The organism is Pseudomonas sp. IPO3747 (genome assembly GCF_013385245.1).
Classification (GTDB): Bacteria; Pseudomonadota; Gammaproteobacteria; order Pseudomonadales; family Pseudomonadaceae; genus Aquipseudomonas; species Aquipseudomonas edaphica.
In genome coordinates, this window is record NZ_JACAQL010000031.1 from 74373 (window position 1) to 95820 (window position 21448).

The 21448-nt window shown below is 58.7% G+C and carries 19 protein-coding genes, 1 tRNA gene and 1 pseudogene; 3 read left to right on the plus strand and 18 right to left on the minus strand.

Features of this window, described 5'->3' with window-relative positions; genetic code table 11:
- Positions 1-44 precede the first annotated feature (44 nt).
- Complete coding sequence (locus tag HX790_RS28705; protein ID WP_017136559.1) at positions 45-716, minus strand: Bax inhibitor-1/YccA family protein; 672 nt, start codon at positions 714-716, stop codon at positions 45-47.
- A 152-nt stretch (positions 717-868) separates the two neighbouring features.
- Here HX790_RS28705 and HX790_RS28710 point away from each other — a divergent pair.
- Positions 869-959, plus strand: a tRNA-Ser gene (locus HX790_RS28710).
- A 115-nt stretch (positions 960-1074) separates the two neighbouring features.
- Here the strand turns inward: HX790_RS28710 and HX790_RS29700 are convergent.
- The 5 genes and pseudogenes from HX790_RS29700 to HX790_RS28735 form a co-directional block, all read right to left on the minus strand.
- Positions 1075-1251 (minus strand): annotated as a pseudogene (locus HX790_RS29700) (integrase); the annotation flags it as partial.
- Between the two features lie 145 nt (positions 1252-1396).
- Entirely contained in the window at positions 1397-1957 is a 561-nt protein-coding gene (locus HX790_RS28715; RefSeq protein ID WP_017136558.1) for a fasciclin domain-containing protein, read from the minus strand.
- Between the two features lie 991 nt (positions 1958-2948).
- Entirely contained in the window at positions 2949-3359 is a 411-nt protein-coding gene (locus HX790_RS28725) for a VOC family protein (RefSeq protein ID WP_080593752.1), read from the minus strand.
- Positions 3360-3576: 217 nt separating this feature from the next.
- Positions 3577-3903, minus strand: a complete 327-nt coding sequence (locus HX790_RS28730; protein WP_138452158.1) for a DUF2388 domain-containing protein — start codon at positions 3901-3903, stop codon at positions 3577-3579.
- A 110-nt stretch (positions 3904-4013) separates the two neighbouring features.
- The gene (locus HX790_RS28735; protein WP_176992574.1) at positions 4014-4445 is read right to left on the minus strand and encodes a hypothetical protein; all 432 of its coding nucleotides are present in this window, start codon (positions 4443-4445) and stop codon (positions 4014-4016) included.
- Positions 4446-4673: 228 nt separating this feature from the next.
- Here HX790_RS28735 and HX790_RS28740 point away from each other — a divergent pair, with 228 nt between their 5' ends.
- Positions 4674-5096, plus strand: coding sequence for an RDD family protein (locus tag HX790_RS28740; protein WP_017136552.1), 423 nt, complete (start codon positions 4674-4676; stop codon positions 5094-5096).
- Between the two features lie 680 nt (positions 5097-5776).
- On the opposite strand, the gene HX790_RS28745 is transcribed toward HX790_RS28740, so the two are convergent.
- From HX790_RS28745 to HX790_RS28755, 3 genes are all read right to left on the minus strand, one after another.
- On the minus strand, positions 5777-7222 hold the full coding sequence (locus tag HX790_RS28745) for a serralysin family metalloprotease (RefSeq protein WP_176992575.1): 1446 nt from the start codon (positions 7220-7222) through the stop codon (positions 5777-5779).
- A gap of 248 nt (positions 7223-7470) precedes the next feature.
- The gene (locus HX790_RS28750) at positions 7471-7836 is read right to left on the minus strand and encodes a hypothetical protein (RefSeq protein WP_176992576.1); all 366 of its coding nucleotides are present in this window, start codon (positions 7834-7836) and stop codon (positions 7471-7473) included.
- 178 nt (positions 7837-8014) lie between these two features.
- Complete coding sequence (locus HX790_RS28755) at positions 8015-8395, minus strand: DUF1090 family protein (RefSeq protein WP_017136550.1); 381 nt, start codon at positions 8393-8395, stop codon at positions 8015-8017.
- A 403-nt stretch (positions 8396-8798) separates the two neighbouring features.
- Between HX790_RS28755 and HX790_RS28760 the strand changes: the two genes are divergently transcribed.
- On the plus strand, positions 8799-9095 hold the full coding sequence (locus HX790_RS28760; RefSeq protein ID WP_099547926.1) for a putative quinol monooxygenase: 297 nt from the start codon (positions 8799-8801) through the stop codon (positions 9093-9095).
- Between the two features lie 158 nt (positions 9096-9253).
- Here HX790_RS28760 and HX790_RS28765 read toward each other — a convergent pair whose 3' ends face one another.
- The 9 genes from HX790_RS28765 to HX790_RS28805 are packed head-to-tail and all read right to left on the minus strand — an operon-like array spanning position 9254 to position 21424.
- Positions 9254-10303: a hypothetical protein gene (locus tag HX790_RS28765; RefSeq protein WP_026013656.1), complete on the minus strand. Its 1050-nt coding sequence runs from the start codon at positions 10301-10303 to the stop codon at positions 9254-9256.
- A gap of 11 nt (positions 10304-10314) precedes the next feature.
- On the minus strand, positions 10315-12123 hold the full coding sequence (locus HX790_RS28770) for a hypothetical protein (RefSeq protein ID WP_017136546.1): 1809 nt from the start codon (positions 12121-12123) through the stop codon (positions 10315-10317).
- Positions 12124-12126: 3 nt separating this feature from the next.
- The gene (locus HX790_RS28775; RefSeq protein ID WP_017136545.1) at positions 12127-13413 is read right to left on the minus strand and encodes a hypothetical protein; all 1287 of its coding nucleotides are present in this window, start codon (positions 13411-13413) and stop codon (positions 12127-12129) included.
- Between the two features lie 11 nt (positions 13414-13424).
- Positions 13425-14348 carry a hypothetical protein gene (locus HX790_RS28780; protein ID WP_176992577.1) on the minus strand — a complete coding sequence of 308 codons (924 nt, stop codon included), beginning with the start codon at positions 14346-14348 and terminating at the stop codon, positions 13425-13427.
- Positions 14349-14407: 59 nt separating this feature from the next.
- On the minus strand, positions 14408-16771 hold the full coding sequence (locus HX790_RS28785) for a hypothetical protein (protein WP_176992578.1): 2364 nt from the start codon (positions 16769-16771) through the stop codon (positions 14408-14410).
- A 10-nt stretch (positions 16772-16781) separates the two neighbouring features.
- Positions 16782-17921: a hypothetical protein gene (locus tag HX790_RS28790; protein ID WP_017136542.1), complete on the minus strand. Its 1140-nt coding sequence runs from the start codon at positions 17919-17921 to the stop codon at positions 16782-16784.
- Entirely contained in the window at positions 17900-19333 is a 1434-nt protein-coding gene (locus HX790_RS28795; protein ID WP_085985973.1) for an alkaline phosphatase family protein, read from the minus strand. The genes HX790_RS28790 and HX790_RS28795 overlap by 22 nt, the downstream gene beginning before the upstream one ends.
- Positions 19323-20543: a metabolite traffic protein EboE gene (gene eboE, locus HX790_RS28800; RefSeq protein WP_176992579.1), complete on the minus strand. Its 1221-nt coding sequence runs from the start codon at positions 20541-20543 to the stop codon at positions 19323-19325. The genes HX790_RS28795 and eboE overlap by 11 nt, the downstream gene beginning before the upstream one ends.
- Positions 20540-21424, minus strand: a complete 885-nt coding sequence (locus tag HX790_RS28805; protein ID WP_017136539.1) for a TatD family hydrolase — start codon at positions 21422-21424, stop codon at positions 20540-20542. The genes eboE and HX790_RS28805 overlap by 4 nt, the downstream gene beginning before the upstream one ends.
- Positions 21425-21448: the final 24 nt, after the last annotated feature.

A 21448-nucleotide genomic window follows, 5' to 3' on the forward strand; every position in this document is an offset into this window, starting at 1 on the left:
GCCCCGTATCTTTCGATACGGGGCATTTTTTATTGCGCTAGCAATCAGTCATCGCGGCTCATGATGCCGAAGATCTGCAGCAGGCTAATGAACAGGTTGTAGATCGACACATACAGGCTGATGGTCGCCATGATGTAGTTACGCTCACCGCCGTGGATGATGGCGCTGGTCTGGAACAGGATGCACACGGAGGAGAACAGCACAAAACCCGCGCTGATCGCCAACTGCAAGCCGCTGATCTGAAAGAACATGCCGGCAATCACCGCCGCCAGCAACACGAAGAAGCCTGCGGTAATGAAGCCACCCAGGAAGCTCATGTCCTTACGGCTGATCAGCACATAGGCCGACAGGCCACCAAACACCAGGGCAGTCATGGCAAATGCCGAACTGACCACTTCCGCGCCGCCGGCCATACCGAGGTAACGGTTGAGGATCGGGCCAAGGATAAAGCCCATGAAACCGGTCAGGGCAAACGCCGACACCAGGCCCCAGGCCGAGTCACGCAGCTTGTTGGTCAGGAAGAACAGGCCGTAGAAACCGATCAACACGACAAAGATATTCGGGTAGCCGACGCGCATCTGCTGCGCCACATACGCCATTACGCCGCTGAACGCGAGGGTAAGGGCGAGCAAGCCGTAGGTGTTGCGCAACACGCGGCTGACTTCAAGCTGCTCAGCCTGCGCGTTACCATTCAGTGCGTAATTCTGTTCGCGCATGGCGACACTCCTTCAGTTTTGAAACATTCAGTCGCAAGGATCATAACAGACGCTCTGTAACAAGCCATGGCAAGAGTTTGACAGTGTGTTTCATTCGGGTATTATGGCGCCCGCTGACACGGGATGGGCTATCATAATCCTGTGAAGCAAAAGGGAAATTGGCAGAGTGGTTGAATGCACCGGTCTTGAAAACCGGCGGACGTTAATAGCGTCTCCAGGGTTCGAATCCCTGGTTTCCCGCCAAGATTTACACGAAAGCCCCGCGAAAGCGGGGCTTTTGCGTTTCTGGGGGTTGGTCGTGGCGGGTTTGTATTTGTTCCGCGTTCCATAGCTATTATGGAAGTGTTCCAGAACTTTTCTATTTTGACGGCTTCGCAGTGGCGCCAAGCCTTCTGTAAACGCGCTTTGCGATTTCCTGATTGCTATGCCCCAGCAACAGGCTTGCATCGCCAATATCCACGATTTCTGACCCCGCTTTGGGTCGAATATTCCTGAACTGATACCCGCCGATCTTTGCGGCAAGCGCCGGATCTCCCTGCCCAATTCAGTCACTACGATCGCCTCGTTAGCATCTGTGTAAAACAGTAGCGATGACATAGCTCTTCCTTGAATTGACAGTAACTGCCTATATGCGCGCCTCAACACCCGGCAAACTGCACGCCTGCCGGGTTCAAGAGCGTTTAAGGCATCAAGACCGAGTCGATAACGTGGATTACGCCGTTGGACTGCATAACGTCTGCGATGCTGATACTCGCCTTACCGCCTTTGGCATCGACAACCCAAAGCTTGCCGTCGTGCAGCTTAATATTCAGCGACTCCCCCTGAACTGTTTTCAACACAACGGTGCCGCCATTCTTCTTGGCGTCGGCCATCAGCTGTGCTGATGTATGTGTGCCAGCAACTACATGGTAGGTCAGAATTTTAGTCAGGTCGGCTTTGTGCTCAGGCTTGACCAGAGTTTCGACGGTGCCTGCTGGCAGCTTGGCAAAGGCTTCGTTTGTCGGAGCGAATACGGTAAAAGGACCTTTGCTGTTGAGTGTATCAACCAGGCCGGCAGCTTTGACTGCCGCTACCAGTGTGGTGTGGTCCTTTGAATTGACTGCGTTCTCCACGATGGTTTTGCTTGGGTACATCGCTGCGCCTCCGACCATCACAGTGTCGGCAGCAAAGCTGAGTGTTGCAGTAACGGAGAGAAACGCGAAGCAGGCTGCAGCAGCAATTTTTTTGTAAAAGGCGTGCATGATGAATCTCCTTGGCTCTTGTGCCCTCCGAGTGAGGGTATTGAATCTACGAGCCAACGATCAAAGTGGATGCACCTTTTCAGAAAATAACTTTTTAAGCGCAACGCCTGCCGGTTCAAACCTGTCGGTCGCTGTTCCTGACATTCCATCCACACTGAATGCCTGGGCAGGGGCGCAATTGTGATTTGTCCGTTCTTGGTCAAAAATGGTCATTCCACCTGCCTGCCAAATCAGCGACGATTCAGTATGAGTAGTTTAAAAAGCCCGAGATTCAAAAAAATCAGGTCTGTAATTGCGACAGTGTTGGTCGTCGTGATAGCAGGGTTTGTGCTGAGATACTACGAGGCAAAGGATGAGGCGAATATTGCGTTTCAGGAGTATTTACGTTCAAACCAACAGGTGACTACTCAGATAGGTAATGTTGCTTCCTTAACCTTGTTGAAACGGTTTGTATACGATGAAAGTGACACTGGGCCAGGTTTTCATCTTTACCTTTACTTGGTCAAAGGCGAGCATGGGAGCATGACTGTAGAAGTCAAAAGGATCGAGGGGAGCTCGCAGATTGTGATCAGTGATATACAGCAGTAGCTGAATCGCCCCGAATTTCGTAGGCACTCCTGGTGGTCGGCCATTTGCCGATATCCCTGACTCGATATCCTTTCGGCAGGTCGCCAGGCTATTCGACTTTCTCGCCTGGCAGACGGATGACAACGGATCAACGATGACTCGCACCGCTGAGTGCTGGCTCGTCGAAGGCACAGATCTGCGCAAGATTCAGATCGCTCTCAACCTCGAGGTTTACCCGTTTGCGGACGAGCATGAGATGTACCGCGTGTTGTCTGATGTGGCTGTATCCCTCCCGCAGATGGCGGGTAGATGCCAGTTGCTGATTAGCGCTCGGAAAGTCGGTAGATAGCACCTGGTCACACAGTCAATTCAGCACATTCAGCCCGCGCAATGGCGGGCTTCAAGCCAATGCCGTGAGCTGCGCCTATCCCGCCAAATGCAAATCTCCACGATGAGCGATGTGCACCTTGTTGCCATCTGGATCACGCAGGTACGCACCGTAGTAACCGTCACCATAGTGAGGGCGTTGGCCAGGTTCACCCTCATCAGATCCACCTGCAAGAAGCCCGGCTGCATAGGCGGTATCTACCGCATTTGGAGAGGGTGCAGTGAAAGCCACCATGCTGCCATTCCCTGCTTCGGCCTCATTGCGGTCATAAGGGCTGTACACATAAAAGCGAGGGAGAGCGTTATCTGGCTTGATCCAGCATGCCGAAGGTGGCCCGCCATCAGGGGTTACAGGCCGTCGACATAGCCCCAAAGGGATCAGCACCGCGTCATAGAAGCTAGACGCCTTATCAAGATCGTTTGTCCCAACGGTTACGTGACTGAACATCCTGTATTCCTGCTTACGAAGGCAAGGCGTTATCGTGTCATTTTGAAGGTGGGCGTGTATAGCGGTCGTCGGGTAAGACGTCGAGGGCACGTCTCGGCTCTCCAAATCGCTGACAAAGAAAAACCCGCGATGGGGATTAGCGGGCTTAAAGGGATGTTCTCTAGGAGCTGGAGTAACCCTAAGCGCCCGAGTGTGAAAGGGATGTGAAAGGTTGCGCTCAGTAGGACGCCGCGATCGCCTTGGCCAGTTGCATATCGGACATGAGTGGTGACCTGTAACTCAATCGATAGTGTCGGCAGGCTTGCTCAAACTGTGCTCCGCGAATCTCGCCGTCCGAACCTATGAACGCCAGTGCATCAGTCTTGGCTGACTTGAATATCTTTGGCGGCTCGGTGGTGAGGGATGTGGTTGCCCCAATTAAAATGGTTGGCAAGGAAATGGTGATAAATATTCCTGCCGCGACAGGGTTGACGTTGTCACCTGATACGGCCTGTGTGCTGACCGATGCCAGTAAGGCGATTGCCAGAGTCTTCCATGAATTCATGCTTCGATGCTTCCACTGCGATCAGAGCGGGCCACGATAGCAGAGCAGGGAGCCTGCCAGAAACAAGAAGCCCGGCGCTGGGCCGGGCTTCGATGTAACAGCGTCAGAACCTAACGATGCTTGTTCTTGTGTTTGTGCTTGTTGTTGCCTTTGTGCTTTCTGCCATCGGATCGATGATTGCTCTCATCGTCTGCCAGGTTGTTTCCCAGCGCGCCACCCGCCGCGCCGCCGAGACCTGCACCGATAGTCGAGCCGGTTGTACCGCCGAGGCGATTACCAATCAATGAGCCACCCGCGCCGCCAATTCCTCCACCTAATGCAGCTTCCGCTCTATTGCCTTTTTGAGCACCGACAGCACTGCCGGCAGCACCACTTACGCCTGCGCCTACCGCCGCGCCCGTTGAGCCGCCGAGCTGTTGACCTACGATGTTGCCAAGTGCACCACCAACGCCGCCTCCAAGGCCGGCTGTGCCATCTCCGGCAGCCATTGCTCCTTGCGAAATGAGGACGCCCAGAAATAGGGCGGGCAGTGTCATTTTCATTTTGTGAACCTCTATGGGTTGTCAGCAGGCGCTCACGGTTTAAAGCACGCCTGTCATTGGGACTAGGACAAAAGTTTGAAGTTCTTTGCGGGTGGTGCCTGCAGGTGAATAGTTGTAACAAGATATGCCATGATGGAATCGGCTGCGGAGGACGGGCTTAAGCGTATCCGCGCTGAGCTTTGTGCATATTGAGATATTTCAAATCGAACATTATTGGAGCGTCAACGCATGGAAGTGAGCACCCCTCAAAGCGAGTACCGAAAGCCAGACAACTTGGCTGGCTTGGGGCGGCGGTTGGGAGGTCAGTGGATTGACTCCTTAATCACCTTTTTTGTTTTATTCGCCGTGGGAAGAACGGCTGAATTTGTGGGTGTATCTCCAGACGCGGTCGGGATTCTGGCTATTGGATCCGCTGCGGCGTATTACCTGTTTTCGGACGCAATGCCAAACGGTCAAAGCGTGGGTAAAAAATTGCTGGGGATGTCAGTCATTGACGAGCGTAGCCATCTTAATTGCAATCTATATCAGTCGTTTATGCGCAACATCACTACGCCTGTTTTGAGCATTTTGGACTGGATTTTTATTTTCTTTGGCTCACGCAAACGCTTAGGCGACATGCTCGCATCCACGATAGTGGTCCGGTTGAAATAGCGGTGACCGTTGCTGCAAAACCCTAAGGTTCTTAATATTCACGAAAAAAAGAGCCCAGCCCACGCTGGGCTTTCGCATCCAAAAGAACGGTAGCGTTGGGCACAGCGTATGACCGAGCCAGAATAGCTGACCAGGCCTGCGAGAAGAATTACGCAGGGCTCACATACCGAGAGTCGGCATGATTACCCGCCCGCACTCTATGAGTTGGCCGGCCGTTACTTGAAGTTCACGGGTTGGCTTCGCTGCATACCCGGCAAGGAAGCCAGCGGCGACAAGCGCAATGTACAGTAAGGTGTTTCTCAAAATCATGCTGGGCGCTCGCTAATTGATTGATGTAAAAGCAAGCAGCACTGATTCCAGATTATGCAAAAGGTTCCTGATGGTAGCCCTCATTGAGCTATGGTAATCACTGACGCTGGCGACCAAGGACTGATCATCAGGCACGTGATATTGCACACTGAGAACACTCAACTACTCTGATTGGATGCGTTCGTATTGCGGTCATCCGGTTTTTGATAGGGCACCATGGATAAGCGGCTCGCAGGTCTATCATTTTTGCTTACCCTAGGATGGGTTGCCACCGTGATAGCTGTAATGTGGTACTTCTACGACAATTAGTCTAAAGGCCAGAATCCACTTCTGGCTCCTCAGAACGCGGCGCCGAAGCACCGCGCTTTAGATCACGCCACGATGTCGCTGATGGCCGCCTGGCCCACGGTGGTGACGAGGAAATCGGCCACGCCGTGCCCGGAGAAGTCCACCGCCAAGGTGCCCAGGTTGGTACCCGAGGCATAGCTCAGCACAGCATCGCCGGCATGCCCGGTGAATGCATTGACGAAGCTCAAGCCTGCACCTTTGGTAATGCCCGACAGGTCGATCTTGTCGGAGCCCGAGGTGAAGTCAAAAATCCTGTCTGCAGCCCCTGGCCTGGAGTCGGAACTGGCACCATACACAAACGTGTCGTTGCCGGCGCCGCCCCATAGTTGGTCCGCACCGCCACCGCCGTAGATGATGTCGTCGCCGGCACCGCCTTTGATGATGTTGGCTGTGTTGTTGCCAATAATCAGGTCGTTGCCTGCGCCACCAAAAGCGTTCTCGAGGGTAACGCCCTTGGCGATGGACACGTTACCCACCAGGCCGCCGACGTCGGAGAACGCGCCTTCAGTGAGGTTGATCTTCTGGTTCTGGGTGAAGCCGGAGAAGTCCAGGGTGTCGTTGCCGCCACCGTCCCATACCGAGAACACCAGCTTGTCGGCATTGGAGGCGGCACTGTAGAAGTCCCGTCCGGTATTGGAGTTGAACCCGTAGGTGGTGTCGCCGGCGCGGGTGGCGTAGTTGGCGCCGTAGAGCTTCTGGATCGCAGCGATGTCGTCGATCAGCGGGCCGGCTGCATAGGCTTCGCCCCCGCCTTTACTGAAGTTTTGATGGGTGTTGCTCTCGTTCCAGTAACTCATCACGGAGTAGCCGTGTGTATCTTCGGCATATTTCGCATCCGAATAGGACGGCTGACCCACACTGGCATCGTAGGCGCCTGGGTGTTGCAGGCCAAGCGTGTGACCAATTTCATGGGTTAGCGTTTGACGGCCGTAATTGCCGTTCGCTGGCGTTAAATTTTCCTGGTAGCTTTTATTGGTATAAAACAGGGCGTCACTGTTTTCGCTGTTGTTTGGGTAGAACGCGAAAGCCGACCGGGCACCGCCATGCTGCAGATCATTGCTATAGTTACCCAAGGATATATGTCCGTCGCCTCCGCTTTTAGATTCACGGAATGAGATATTAGCGACGTCCGACCAGGATTGGAACGAAAGGGCTGCCTGGGACTTTTGTTGTGCGTTGAAAGCGGTGAAGCCGGAAACTTTCTCGGCGGCGTAAGATTTACTTTCTGAAGTCAGAAAGCTGTAGGTGAAATTGTATTTGCCGTTATGGTCATTGTCGCCCCAATAGTAACCGCCTCGGGTTATTTCATCCGCTGCCTGCGTAATGGTGTAAGACGGCTTTCCATTTAAATTAAATCCTCCTCGATCATAAGCGTGTGAAAAATTCAGGAGGCTTTGGTAATCTTCACTCGTCTGGATTCCTGCCGAAGAGGCAGTTGGATTAACAAGATTTTTCGTTGAGACAGTCATAAGTTTACATTCCTTCGTGTCCATTGAGCGTGGAGTGCTATAGGCTTATCACGTGTTCGCTGTTTTCTTGTTGTGTTGATCTTTATAAAGGAGTTATGCGTTTAGTGTTATTTGAAAATTAAATATAGTATATAACGTATTGAAATATCCTTAAATATTTTGAGAGCCTCAGTTTTGTGAGAGGTCGCTGACCATGGAGTGGGCGCTCCGTTAGATAAATATGAGCGGGTGGCAATAACTTCCAGCGCTTACTTGTAAGCCTCAGGAAACCAGCGTTGTGCCAACTTCACCTTGATCGCCAGGTCCTCTTTCGACTTCTGGCATTCGAGTGCTCGCTGCTCAGCGCTCGGGATGGCCGGCCAATTGCGCTCCCCTCGGGAGACGACTTGTTCATAGCCTTCATCGTATTCCGCGCTTGGCCCTGCAATCAGCTTGGATGCCTTTACGTAATCGGCAACAAGATCGGCGGGCAGCGCCCCGCAGGTGAATTGCGCCCGGGAGTACATCAGGCCATCGCTTGCCCCGAGTACCTTCCCGTCGGCAGGTTGGGTGGCTGCAACGGATAGCGTGGGGTGGGCAAGCAACATAACGACCAGCAAGGTGCGTCCGTTCATTTGAAATATCCTTAACACTCCGAGCACTGGAGGTATTTTCTCATCGGGCAATTCCCTTTGCAGGGTGATAGGCGTGCATTAAAGCATGTCTACCTCCTCGGGCTGCACACGGCAGATAGCCAAGTACCGGTCGTAAAAAAGCCCGCAACCGCGGGCTCTTCTCACATCAAATTTCGACTTACTTGAACAAACCACCAATGGCATTAATCGCATCCGCAGCCTTGTTCACGTTTTGCTGGTGTTGTGGGTTGGTATCCACCTGCGCCTGGGTGTTGTAACGCGCGTTACTGCAGCTTTTGTTGGTTTGCGTCAGGGCCGCCTGAAAGGCTGTCGCGCGCAAGGTGTCGCCTTTGGCGTTGGCTGCATTGATGTTGGCCTGCAGATCGCGGATCTGCTGCTGGCAGGACGCGTTGTTGGTCGTGGTGTTGACGGTGTTGTTGCTGCTGCCACCCAGGGCGGAGGACAGCGCGCCCGTCAAGGCTGTCAGGTCGGCGGCGTGGGCGGGCAGGGTAAACAGGCTGAACAGGGCGGCGGCGGGTGCGAGTTGGGTAAGACGCATGGTAAACCTCAATGTTTGATTGCCTGCACACGTGTCAGCGCCCGAGCTGGCGCAGAGCAATATCCGTATAAAGTTGGGCGCTCGGGTGGAGGGAAATACTATTGGGGCAATTTTTGTGCTTCAACACTGGCGTTGCGGAAGTGTGAATGCCTTCACGTTGTTGGCGGGGCATGGCCTGGGCTGTCTACACCTCTAACCGCTCGGCACGCAGGTAAAACCAGACAAAGAAAAGCCCACGATGGGGGCGCGGGCTTAAAAGGTGTTCACTTAGGAGCTGAGTTCAGGCTAGGCGCGCCACTGTGAAAAACGCGTGAAATCTGCATGTGAATTATGTTTTTTGCACCCAGGCATCACGCTCAAGTACTGTGCTGCTTCCTTATCCAGCCTAAGTGACGGTGTGTTCATGCCAAATGAAGTGCGGCTTGTCGTGATGATCAATACCCAGCCCGGCAAGGGCTTGCAGCAGTTGGCAGCGTTTCAGGCGCTGGCACCTAAGGTGCGGGCCGAGCACGGGTGCCTGAACTATGATTTGCATCCCGTGGTGGGCAACCCCGACAGCTTTGTCCTCATCGAAAAATGGGCTTCAAAGGCTGCATTGGACGCCCACCATGTCGCCCCTCATATGGTGGAAGCGGCCCAACACAATCCGTCGTTTCGTGCGGGGCCTGCGACCGTCTTGCTGCTGGAGGACGCGGTATAAGGCCGTTTTCAGAGCCAGCGCTTTCAAGGTCTTTGAATAACCCGCGATACCCTTTAATCAAGGACGAACACTGTCACTGTGGCAAGCCTGCTCGCCACGGGTTGCTTTTCTTCAGCTCGATTTCTGATTCGACTTGCTTGACTGCGTAGGGCATGGTTTCAAAGCGGCACCCGCCTTATCTTGCCGCTCAATGGCACCACTGTGTTGTAGGGCGTGGGGATTGGCCGCCCGGCCAGGCCCATGCCTTCGCTGATCAGCACGGCGTCCTGTACCACACATAAGTTGGACGGCGTATCCAGGCCGCGCACCAGCACTTCGACTTCCCGGGTGTGCAGGTTGCAACGCAGCAAACGCCCACTGAATCGGGTAAAACCGCCGTGCAGCGGCTCGCCGCTCCAGTCCGGCAGCAGCGGTTGTTGCAGGTGGCTGCACAGTTCCAGCACCAGCAGCCTGCCGCGCGGGCACAACGCAAGGCCCGTGGGCAATTGCAGGCCGCGTATCACCACTTCCATCTGCCCGGTGGCCGGGTGCACGCGGATCACTTGGCCGGCAAAGTCGGCAAAGTCGATGCCCTTGCGCGCCGGGTCGCCGTGCAGCTCGCCAGAGAACAGGCTGATCAGCACTGCATCCGTCTGCGGTTCGTACACCAGGGTCACGGGCACGGCTTCCTGGCCCTGATCGAGTTCCGGCAGTTGCGCCAGCACCCGTTCGTCCCTGCCTTGTGTGAACTCCACCAGTTGATTGGTATCAGGTTTTACCGCCAGCCAGCTGCGGCGCGTGGGGTGGTAGCACAGCGCATTCAAATTGCCCCGGCTGTGGAACACCGGCTCAGGCGGGTTGTATTGCAGGTCGAGCAGTTGCGAGCCGCCGACATAATCGGTCAGGCTGGCCAGGCAACGCCCATCAACACAGGCGATGTCCGACACGCCCATGATTTCATCGCGCAGCATGCGCGCCTGCATGTTCATGCTGCGAAAGCCTTGGGCGATGACTTTGCCGGGCAAGTATTCACCAGGCCGCGCAGGGTCGGGTTGAAGTTGGCTGATGCGGCCGCTGAAGGGCTGGTCCGCCAGGCCGGAGCCGGCTTCGGCCAACAGCAGGCTGCCATCGTCTTGCAGGCACAGGCCGCGTGGGTTGAGCAGGCCGTCGGCGATCAGTGTAATGGGGTGCAGTGCCTCAATAGGCTGCGCCGGAATATGCAAGGTCATGGGGTGTGCTCCTATTGCGGCGGCTGCCATGGGCTGCCGGTGAGGTAGGCGCGCAGCAACGCACGCTGGGCCGGCGACATCGAGCGCACGACCGGCATGAACAGCGTGGTGCCTTTGTAGGCGTCCGAGGTGCGCGCCAAAATCGCGTTTTTGGCGCCCATGATCGCGTCGGGCTGGTTGAGCGGTACGTAGCGCGACATGGCGGGGAAGGCCAGGTAGTGAAAGCGCAACACGTTCGGGTAAACCTGTGCCCAGGTGATGGTGCTGCCCTTGGCTATGCCGAAATCAGTCTGGGCGTATTTGCGCAAGTTGGTGAAGAAGGCGCCATCGTCCACGCCGTTGGCCGTGCAGGTCAGCGCGACAAAACCGGCCTGGCCGGCACTGCCGCTTTTGAGCGTGACCGGGAAGCTCACCGTCTGTTGCCCGGCATTCACGGTCAGAGACGTGGGGAAGTTAAGGAAGTCAAAATACTGCTTTTGATCGTAAGCCCCCGGCGCGCTGGCTGCGAGGCTCACCTTGGTGGCGTTGGGCACTGGTCCGCCCAGGTAGCTGACGCGCAAGGTGATGGTCAAACCAGTGGGGTAGTCCTCCAGGTACACATTGCGCTGGTCGGCATACACCCGGTACGTCGCTTCGGTGGCGTTGAGTTTTTTACCGTTCACTGCATTGGGGGCGGTGATGTTCAGCGCCGTGGTCCTCACGGCTTGCTGTTGGCTGGTATTCAGGGGCAGGTCAACGATACCGCCATACACGTAGTAATTGACCAGCGGGCTGGCGGTGGGATTGAGTGTCGTCAGCGGCGCGGCACCGGCGGCAATGGTCACCGGCCCGTAATTGGCATTCGGCCCGATGGGGCTGGTGATGTCATCGCGCACGGCGCGGAAGGTTTGCTTGGGGATGACGTTGACCATATCGAGGCTCAGCAAACCGTTGTTGCCCAGCGCCGCATAGGCGGCGTTGCCCGTGGCCTGGTTGACGATCTGGCGGCCTGGCTGGCAGCCCGGCAACTCGCCGGCAAACGCCGGGGCCAGGGTGCCGATCACCCGGCCGATGCTCGGGTTAGGCGTATATTTACCGGCGGCGTAATCGGCGTCCAACTGCGCCGTGGTCATCTGCGGGCACATCTCAAACATCACAAACCGCAAGACAATGCCCGTCGCCCCCGGCGCCTGGATAATCGCCTTGAGGCCGGCGCTGTTCTGGTTCCAGCTGACGATACTGCTCAGCGGGAAGGTCAACTGGAACGTGCCACTGGCATGGAACGAGCCCGGTGCGTCCATTTTTGCCGGGTCGAGCACGCGGCCGGTCACGTCGTAACTGCTGCACACCGCATTGTTGCGGATCAGCAACTGGATATTGTCGTTGCCACCTATTTGCAGGCCACCCACAAAAATCTGCGTGGTGGTCGAGGCGCTGGGGTCCAGGTCCACCATCATCGGGCCGGAGACCGGGCCCTGGCCGGTCAGCGGGTCCACCGAGCCGAGCAGGTACACCGGCTGGCCAATCAGGTCGCCGGTGGTGCTGATGTTGCCCGGCACACCTTGGGAACTGATCAGGGCGTTCTGCATGTCCACCACATGCTGGCCATAGTGGTTCCAGCCGCCGGCGGTGTAGTAGTTGCCGGCCGGCGCGTTGATCATGTTGTTCAGTTGGTCATCGGTATAAGACTGCGCACCCGGCGCCAGGGTCGAGGTGGTCAGGTCAAACAGCGGCCAGTTCGGGTTGCCATTGAACGGGATGGTCGGCGAGTTGTTCGGCAAGCTCACGTCGGTGCGGATGCCGCCCCAGAAATTCAGTCGTGGTCCATTGAGGATGCTCATGGTCTATTCCTTGTCCGTGGCGTGTGGGGTGACGGGAGGGTTGGCAAATTTGAACAGGTACGAGAAGTCAGACTTGAACGGGCTCTTCACCGGTGTGGCCATGGAATGGCAATTCATGCAGCTGCTGTTGGGCTGGATATAACTCTCCATGGTCACGTTGGCCGACAGCGCCGGTGTCGGCTGGCCCAGTGGGTTGCTCGGGTTGTTGGGCATCAGCGGGCGCTGGGTGGTGATCAGCTGGTAGTACTTCAAGACGCTGCGTTGCAGGCCGGGGTTGGCTTGGTAATTGGCATTCACCCAGCCGGTGGCGTCGGCAATCGGCGTGACGCGGTTAAGCGGGTTCGGCGTCTTGAATGTGGTGCCGGGCTTGGGCACACAGACCAGTTGCGTGCCCTGGGTCTGCCAGTTGCACGGCGACTGGTTGAGCGTGGCGGCCGGGGCCAACGGGGTGTAGTAGGAATACGCCGTACCGGACACCGGCTGATCGACCCACTGGCCATTGACCTTGGCCTTGGGCGGCACGTTTTCGATCTGCTCGAAGGTCGACCAGATCCACTGCGGGTAGCCATTGACCTTGGTAATGATATGCAGGCCCACCAACCCCAGATACGCCTCGGTCACCCCGGTGCGTTGGCCCTGGCTGTTGAAGGTGGCCACGCGCGCAATCTGCGTCAGGTAATGGCTGGCGTTGTCCCTGGGCGTGAGGATACGCCAGCTCGATTTGATCTCGATCACCCCATTGGGGAAGCTGATGTTATTGGCTTTGGACACCACATTCGCGTTGTAGAAGCGGTTGCCGACAATGTAGTTATAGGACGCCTGGTTGGCCGAGATATCGTAGTAGGTCGGGTTGCCCGCCTGGTCGATCAGCCAGCCACCGACCGCCTGGTCGATGGAGTTGACCAGCGAACTGTTCTTCAACGCAGCGATATTAATGATGCCCAGGCTGCGGGCCGTCAGCGGGCTGTTCCACGGCCCAGGGTTGGCGGCGCCCGGCAGGAAGATCTCACTGACGGTCTTGTAGGTCTGCCACACGGTGTAGCCAGAATCCCCAGGCTGTTTGTTGCAGTTGGGCGTGCCACGCTGCCCGTCCTGGGCCGGCCAGTTCAGGGCGACGAACATCTGCCAGCTGTATTGATCGAACTGGTCCTGCGGCGCATTCGCGGCGGGGGCGCTGGTGGGTGGCTGGCAGTTGAGCTGCGTGGCCAGCGTCGACGGCTGCGGTGCTTCGCGCGCCAGGGCCGGCAGGCTGACCAGCCCCAGCAGCATCACACTCAGTAGTGTTTTCATGATGATCTTCCTCAAGGCTTACGCTGCATCAGTTGGTTCCACTGCGCCTTATGGCCGTTGCTCTGGGAGGCCGGCGGCTCGAACAGCTGGCAAGGCGGCGGGTTGGACGGGCACATCGCAGCCACTTGGTCCCAGGTCTGCCTGGGGTCGGGTTTGGCGATACGGAAGTTGGTGTAGTTCTGGCTCACGATCGGCGCATTGGCCACGCTGGTGTCCCCGGAAAAGAAGAACGACTGCGGCGAACGGTAGGGTGGTGAGCCTGTCTGGCGCTTGTTGAAGGCATAACCAAACAGGATCGGCCCCGACGGTGATTGCAGGTCCAGGGCATAGGCCTGCACGCTGGCGTTGAGGTTTTTGCTGCGCTCGGCGCTGTAGGGCAGGTGCTCGATAAAGTCCTGGCGCGGTGGGTGGTTCATCGGCGAAAACATGCAGCAGGCCGGCATGTCTTTCGGGCGGTCCTGCGGGTAAGTCAAAAAGTACGCCTTGTTGCCCAGGGACACGAATGAGCAGGTGTAGTTGTTGTTCTTGATCGGGAAGATCGGCAGGCAGTACTTCTCGTAGTGCTCCATCATCGCGCCGAAGCCGTCGCCATCCGGCGGGATATACGTGGTGTCGTAGTAGCTCGTCCCGCGCGAGACCGTGTAGTCGGCAGGTGTGAGGGTCGAGGGTGGATTGCTATAGGGCGGCGGGTTTTTCGCGTAGTTGTTCATGACCCGGTACATCGTCCAGTCGCTGATCCATTGCGCCGGAAAAAACGGATCGGACGGCTCGCCTGGCGCGCGTTTGGCGATGCAGTTGCCGTTCTGCGCGTTGCACCCTTCGCTGTTGTGTACACCATTGGTGAAGTACACGGCGCCGCTGTCGTCGGCGGCAAACGCGGCGGGGCTGAGCAGCACAAGCAGCAGCAACAGTCGGCTCAAAAGGCTGGTGTTCATAGGACACTCCTGTGAGGTGCCGGGCAGCCGTCAGGCCACCCGGCGCTCCTGCGTGTGGCTTAGTGGTAGTCGCTCATGCTCAATTGCACGGGCGGGTAGTTGCGTTTCACCAAGGCTTGCGCCCACAACTCCAGTACGGCTCGACGGCTTTGCGGCATGTCTCGCGTAATGGGCATCGCCAGGGTGCTTTCTTCCTGATAGGGCTTGCTGATCAACACAATCAGTTGGTCCACCGCGCCCTCAATGCGCGACAAGGAGTTGAGCGGCATGAACTTGCTCATGATCGGGTACAGGTAATAAAACGGCTGCAGGATGAAGGGGTAGATGAAGGTCTCCCAGATCAGCTGGCCAGCGTTTTCGCGTTGATAAATCAGGTTCCAGGCGTTGACGAAGTTCTGCTGCAACTGCGGTTCCAGCGGCAGCACCCGCAGCGGCGCGAGGAAGTCGGTGAAGGCCGTGGGCAGCGGGAAGCTGAACGGGATCGCCGGTGCCTGCTGACCTTCCTGCACAAAGAAACGCAAGGTCGGAAAACCCGGCGCCTGGGCGGTGACGGTCAGGTTGGCGATGCCGTTGGCGTCGGTCTGGATCTTCGCCAGGCTGTATTGCACCGTATTGTTGAGCGGGTCTTGCAAGGTGCCTTGCATGGCGATCGGGTTGGCGAACGTGAGCGTCGGGCTTAAGGCCACTGCCGCAGGTGTCGGTAAAAATTCCTGGTAGGTCACCGGCGTCATTTGATCGGCTGACACCGCCAGCCGCGTGGCCATCAATTGGCGACCGGTGCCCTCGGTCACGTGGCTGCGCAGCGTGGTTGCGCCTTGAAATTGCGGCCAATTGGCGCTGTTATTGGCCGGGTTGGCCGGGTCGTTGTTGAACAGGGTGAAGTTGGCCGCGTTGCTGAAGGCCAGGTAATAGTCGGTGGTACACAGCATGTAGGCATTGCCGTATTCGGCCACCCACAACGTGGTGCCGGCAGGCGCGGGCAGGCCGTCGTATTGCACCATCACCTGCAGGGTTTTGGTGTCGCCCACGTCGATAAAGCTGGCGCTCTCGACGACTTCGGCGGTCCACATCTGCTGGGTCGCGGCGATCACGGGCGTGGTGCCGGGCTGTTGCAGTTCCAGGGTGCCGGTTTGCAGGAGTGCCTGGGCGTCCACGCCCAGCGGCAGGTCGAGGATGCCCGAGCGTTTGTCGAAAGCCGCCTGTTGATAATCGTCATAACCAAAACTGGCCAGCGGGCTGAATTGCGTGCCCTGGCGGATGCCGATCTGGTAATTGCCGGCCTGGAATTTGGCCGCGACCGGGATGTCGGCCGTCTTGTCGATCGGGTAGAACGGGAAGGCATTGCCCAGGTCCAGCGACAGGGTGTTGTCGTGGGCCTGCGCCGAGATCACCCCGAGCTGCGCCTGGGTGGCCGTGTCCGGCGAGGTCTTGTAGATGGGCACTGCACCGGCCGGCACCAGGCGCCGGCCGGCGGGGGCGGTGGGGAACTCATCGTCGAGCCACAGGCCCAGGGTGCCGACCGTGCGGCTATAGGCCGGGTTGAAGAAGATATCGCCGACGTTATCCAGCCCCTGTTGGTACATGGCCTGCACCTGGGCCTGGGCCGCCGCGCTGGAGGAGTGGGTGTCGATCGGCGGGTAGTTGTTGAGGATGCCGTTCTTGTCGTAGCACGTCAGGTAGGTCGAAAAACGGAACATCAAGCCCTTGGCATTTTGCTGCGCCATCTGGGTCTGCAGGTTTTGCAGCAAGGCGGAATTGCCGATCACCCATTCCAGGTTCTCTTTGGGGAAACAGGTTTGCCAGGTGGTGGTCACGTAGGCCAGGCCACCGAGGTTGGCCCAGTTGAAGTTGAGGAAACGGTCGAGCATGCGGAACTGGCGATTGAGCGTCAGGCCGCACTCGGCGTTGCCCAGCACCAGCTTGTCGAAGTACAGCGCGGTAAAAGTGTTCTGCCAGGGGCTCACGTCGACAAAGCGCGCCGGCGAGCTGGGGGCACCGCCGAAGGGGTTGCCGAGCAACTGGAAGCTCTGGTTGATCAGCGGGTCCTGGTCCACATAGCCACCGCCGGGCAACTCGCCGCCGGTGATCACCGACTGGGTCTGGTTGTAGCTCACGGTGCCGCAGGCATTGTCGCCGAACAGGTTCCACTCGCCAGGGATCATCGGCGTGGTCAACTGCCCGGCATTGCCTGGCACCTGCATCACGTAGTCGGGCACGCTGGCGGGCGGCAGCGGGGCGATGGTCCAGGGCAGCAAGGTGCTGGCGGCATTCAGTGGCGTGATGTCGAAGGCCTTCAAGAACGGCCAGTTCATCTGCATTTTTACCGCATCGTACAGCGGGTACATGTCGTTGTTGTTGGCCGTCGGCGGGTTCCAGAACATATGGCCGCCCAGGTAGATACGCGGGAAATTCAAGACGCTCATGTGAGGCTCCTTAACGTTGCCACTGGGCGCGTTTGAGCGACCAGACAAAGTCCAGTTTGTGGTAGCCGACAAAGTCGGAGGCGGGCAACGGCGCGGTGGGGTAGACGATGCCGCCGTCTTTGTTCAAGGCGAAATTGAAGTAGCCCTGCTTGGGCGAATAGGCCGCGGTGCCATGGCAGGCAAAGCAGGAAGATTCACTTTGGAACGCCGATTCCAGCTGGGAGTTGGCCAGTAACGTTGGCGTGGTGTTGGATTGCACGCCTATCAGCTCGTACTGCGCCAACGCCGGGTATTGGGCCTGGAAGGTGGCGTTCACCGGCTGCGCCGCCGCTGTTGGCCCGGTGCTGTTGGTCATCGGCGCGGCGGGTGCGGCGTTGGTCACCGTGTACTGGCTGTTGTTACGGTTTTCGAAGGTGGTCCACACCCAATCGGGGTTCAGCTTGTTGATCACATGCAAGCCGCTCAGCGCGGCATAGCCAACCTGATACTGCTTGCCCTGCTGGTAGTAGGCCTGGGCAATGTAGTAACCCTGGCTGGCCAGTTGTTGCTGGTAGGCCGTGTCGTTACCGATCCACAGCCACGCGGCTTTCAGCTCCCAGGCGGTGGAGGGGAAGTTCAGGTCGCTGGTGAGTGCGGCCTGGCCGTTCACGTTGTAGACCTTCTGCTGCACGATGTATTCGAACGTGTCCTGGCCCATCAGCAGTTGGAAGCGCACCGGCTGGCCTTTCTCGGCTGCCGGCACCTGGCCGCCCATTTGCAGGATCAGCCCGTCCACCTGTTGCGTGGCGTTGAGGTTATGCAAGATTCGGTTGGGGTTCATGCCCATCGCCTTGGCCTGGCTCAGCACGGCGGCGGGTGGCGGCACGCTTTGGCCATACGGCAGCGGTTGGGCGCCGTTAGGCAGGTAGACCTGGTCCGACGGTTTGAGGGTTTCCCAGACCCGGTCAGGGCTTTGTGCGCCGGCAGGCTGGTTCAGGCAGGCAAACCAGTTCCAGGCGAGGGTGTCGGGGCCTTGGGTGAAGGCGGCCCGGGTGGCGTCGAGATTGCCTCCAAACTGCAGAAAGTTGCTGCAATCGAAGGGGGTGGTGTCCTGTGCCTGGGCCAATCCGGCCAGTGCGCTCAGGACCGTTATAGATAAGGCTCGCCGCATGAAAGCTCCTTGGCATTCGCCAGTTCGAGAGGGCGCCCCAGGAAGTGTTCCAGGAGCAGTTGCTTGACTGCCGTCGCCGCCAGTTGCTGCGGCAACGCCAGGTCGCAATTGGTGATCAGCAGCGGGCCGGTCTGCGCACTGCTGGGCAGACGACCATGGCTGCCACGGACTAACCCTGTGTCCAGTGGGATCAGGTCCATGTAGTAGCGAAAACCGAGCTTTTTTTGCAGCAGGCGGCGCGCCACTTTGAGCTTGGGCAAGCGAATGGCCGGGTCGATAAACAACTCGACCGGGTCGTAGCCGGGCTTGCGGTGAATGTCCACGGTGCGCGCAAAATCCGGCGCTTTGCGTTCGTCCAGCCAGTAGTAGTAATCGAACCAGAACCCGGCGGCGGCCACGGCCACCAGCTCGCCGCTGCGTGGATGGTCGAGCTGCCAAACGCGTTGTTCGGCTTTGTCCAGCACCTGCTCGATGCCGGGCTGGCGCTGCAACAGGGCTTTGACCCGCGGGATGTCTTGCGCGTGCTTTACGTAGACATGCGCGACCTGATGGTCCGCCACCGCAAACGCTGCGCTGGCGCCGGGGTCGAGCAGTTCCCAGCTCAAGGATTGGCGCACCTGCAACAGGCCTTCGGCGCGCAGCACGCGGTTGATCGACACCGACTGCGCGACGGCTTCGATGCCGTACTCAGACAGCAGCATCACCGCCGCACCCTGGGCCTCGGCGAAGGCCAGCAAACGCCCGACTTCGTGGTCGATGGCGCGCACTTCATCAGCAATCGACGGGTGCTCAGGCCCCACGCGCTGCAAGCTGTAATCAAGGTGCGGCAGGTAGATCAATTGCAGGTGCGGCCGGCTGATCTGGAACTCGGCCATGGCGCACTCGACAATCCAGCGGCTCGACGCGATGCCCGCCGCCGGCCCCCAAAAACCATGGAACGGGAACTCGCCAATCTGCGCCTCGATCTGCTCATGCAAACCGGGCGGCGACGAATACAGGCCAAATTGCTTGCGCCCATCGGCCGGGTAATGCGGGCGCGGTGTGATGGAGGCGTCCACATCGGCGTACATGTTGTACCACCAGAACAACTGGCTGCAGCGAAAGCCCGGCATTTCACGCTTGAGGGTGTGCCAGACCTTTTCGCCCTGGATCAGCGCATTGGGTTGCAGCCAGAAACGCACTTCGGCCTGGTCGCGAAAGTACCAGCCATTGCCGACGATCCCATGCTGCGACGGCGGCGCGCCGGTGAGGATCGAGGCCTGCACCGTGGACGTCACGGCAGGGAACACCGGTTGCAGACTGGCCATCTTGGCGGTCTTGAGCAGCGCGTTGATCTGCGGCGTCGCCTCGCCCAGCAGCGACGGCGTCAGCCCGACCACATTGATCAGCAGCAGCGGTTGCTCAGAGCGCATCGGCATACGCCTCCTGCATCAGGGTTTGCAGCAGGTTGCGCTGGCGCAATTGGCCCTCGACCCAACGCAGCTCGGCGGCGATGCCTTCCAGCTGCGCCTGTTGCGTGGTGGGCCGCAGTTGCGCGGGCAACACGCCCCAGCTGTAGGTTTCCACCTCCAGCACCGGGCGGAACTCAGTGTGGGCGGCCAGGTAGTCGAAGGTCTGGGCCAGGGCCGCCTGGCTGCCGCGCAGCTCGGGCAACAGCAAGTGTTCGCTGAACAGCGGGATATGGAAGTGAATGCGCAGTTCGTTGAACCCGGTGCAACCTTGCAATGCCGCCGGCAGATCGGCCCAGGCCACGCGACGGCCCTGTGCATCGAGTGCCTTGACCTGGTGCAGGTAGGTGGCTTCGGCAAAGCTTGCGAGGGTGTCGAGCACGGCTTCGCGCCGAACGGCATCGTCGGGCGGCAAGTGGCAGATCATCGCATTGGACAGCTGGACCTTGCCCACCGGCACGCCGGCGGCACGCAGCCGTTCCAGGGATTGATAACAATCCTCGAACATCACCGCTTGGTGGCACACATCAAAACACAGCGCCAGGTAGGCATGGTTCGGGTCCATGGCCTGCCGGTGCTGGAAGAATGCGAGGGTCTGCTCGGTGTTTTCCAGCACACAGTCGGGCTCCATCTCCAGGCAGAACACAATTTTCTTGCCGGTTTTGTGGTGCAGCGTGGCAAGTGCGGCTGTGAGTTGGCTGAGGTGTTCATCGGCGCGCAGTTGCCGCGCTTTGCTCCAGGTTGCGGCATAGCCCAGCGGCACCGTGGAAATTACCCCTTGGCGGCAATCGTCGGGCAGGGCGTGGGCAAGGATGCGCGCCAGGTCCAGGCTGTAAGCCAGCCGTTGCGGGTCGGCCCAACTGGGCAAATACACCTCGGCCTTCACCGCGCCCTGGTGGAAGTCGCCATAGGGAAAACCGTTCAGTGAGGTCAGGCGCACGCCGCTTTGCTTGAGTAACTGCACAAACTGCGTGCGCGCCGGGGCGTGCTGTAATTGCGCCGCCGCCTGGGCGCAGATCCACAGGCCGCTGTCTTGTTGGGCCAGCCCGCGCAAGGTGCGCACGCCCTGAAAATGCTCGGTGATGGAGGCGCGCAGCCCGGCCAGGTCGCGTGCCGGGTGTACATTGCTGCAATAGCCGATCTGGCTGGCCGCCCAGCCCTTGGCGGCGCTCATTTGACCACCGGGTCCTGGCCACGCAGGGCCGAGTTTTCTTGCCATTGCTTGCGTTGGTCGATGGGCAGCGGCGTGCTCACCAGGGCCTTGTCGAGTTGGCCGCTCTGGGCAAAAAAGTCCACCGGGTTATGGAACAGCACCTGTTCCACCTGGGCTTCACTGAAGCCGGCCGCGAGCATCGCCTGGCCGGTCTTGGGCACCTTGAGCGGGTCGCTGATGCCCCAGTCCGCCGCGCTGTTGACCACCATTTTTTCGGTGCCGTATTCCTGCAGCAACGCGACCATGCGCTGCTCCGACATCTTGGTGTTGGGGTATATCGAATGGCCGCGCCAGCAGTCGCTGTCGAGCACCAGCGGCAAGGTCAGTTCGTTGAGGTGGTCGATGATCACCAGGTGTTCGGCAATCCCCACTTCGCGGATGACGGCGAGGGTGCGTTTGGTGCCGCCGATCTTGTCACGGTGCGGCGTGTGCACCAGCACCGGCAGGTTGAATTGCTTGGCCAGTTCCAGTTGCGCGGCGAGGAAGCGGTCCTCTTCGGGGGTGATGTCGTCGTAGCCGATTTCACCCACCGCCACCACGCCATCCTTGACCAGGTAACGCGGCAGAATCTCCAGCACTTCATTGGCAATCGACAGGTCATTGGCCTCCTTGGGGTTCAGGCCGATGGTGCAGAAGTGATGGATGCCGAACATGCTCGCGCGAAAGCGTTCCCAACCCAGCAGCGTGTCGAAATAGTCGACGAAACTGCCCAGGCTGGTGCGCGCCTGGCCCTGCCAGAACGCCGGTTCGATGACCCCGGTGATGCCGGCGGCGGCCATGTTCTGGTAGTCGTCGGTGGTGCGGCTGACCATATGGATATGCGGATCGAAGTACTTGAGCATGGTGAATCCTCGTCAAGGGAAGGC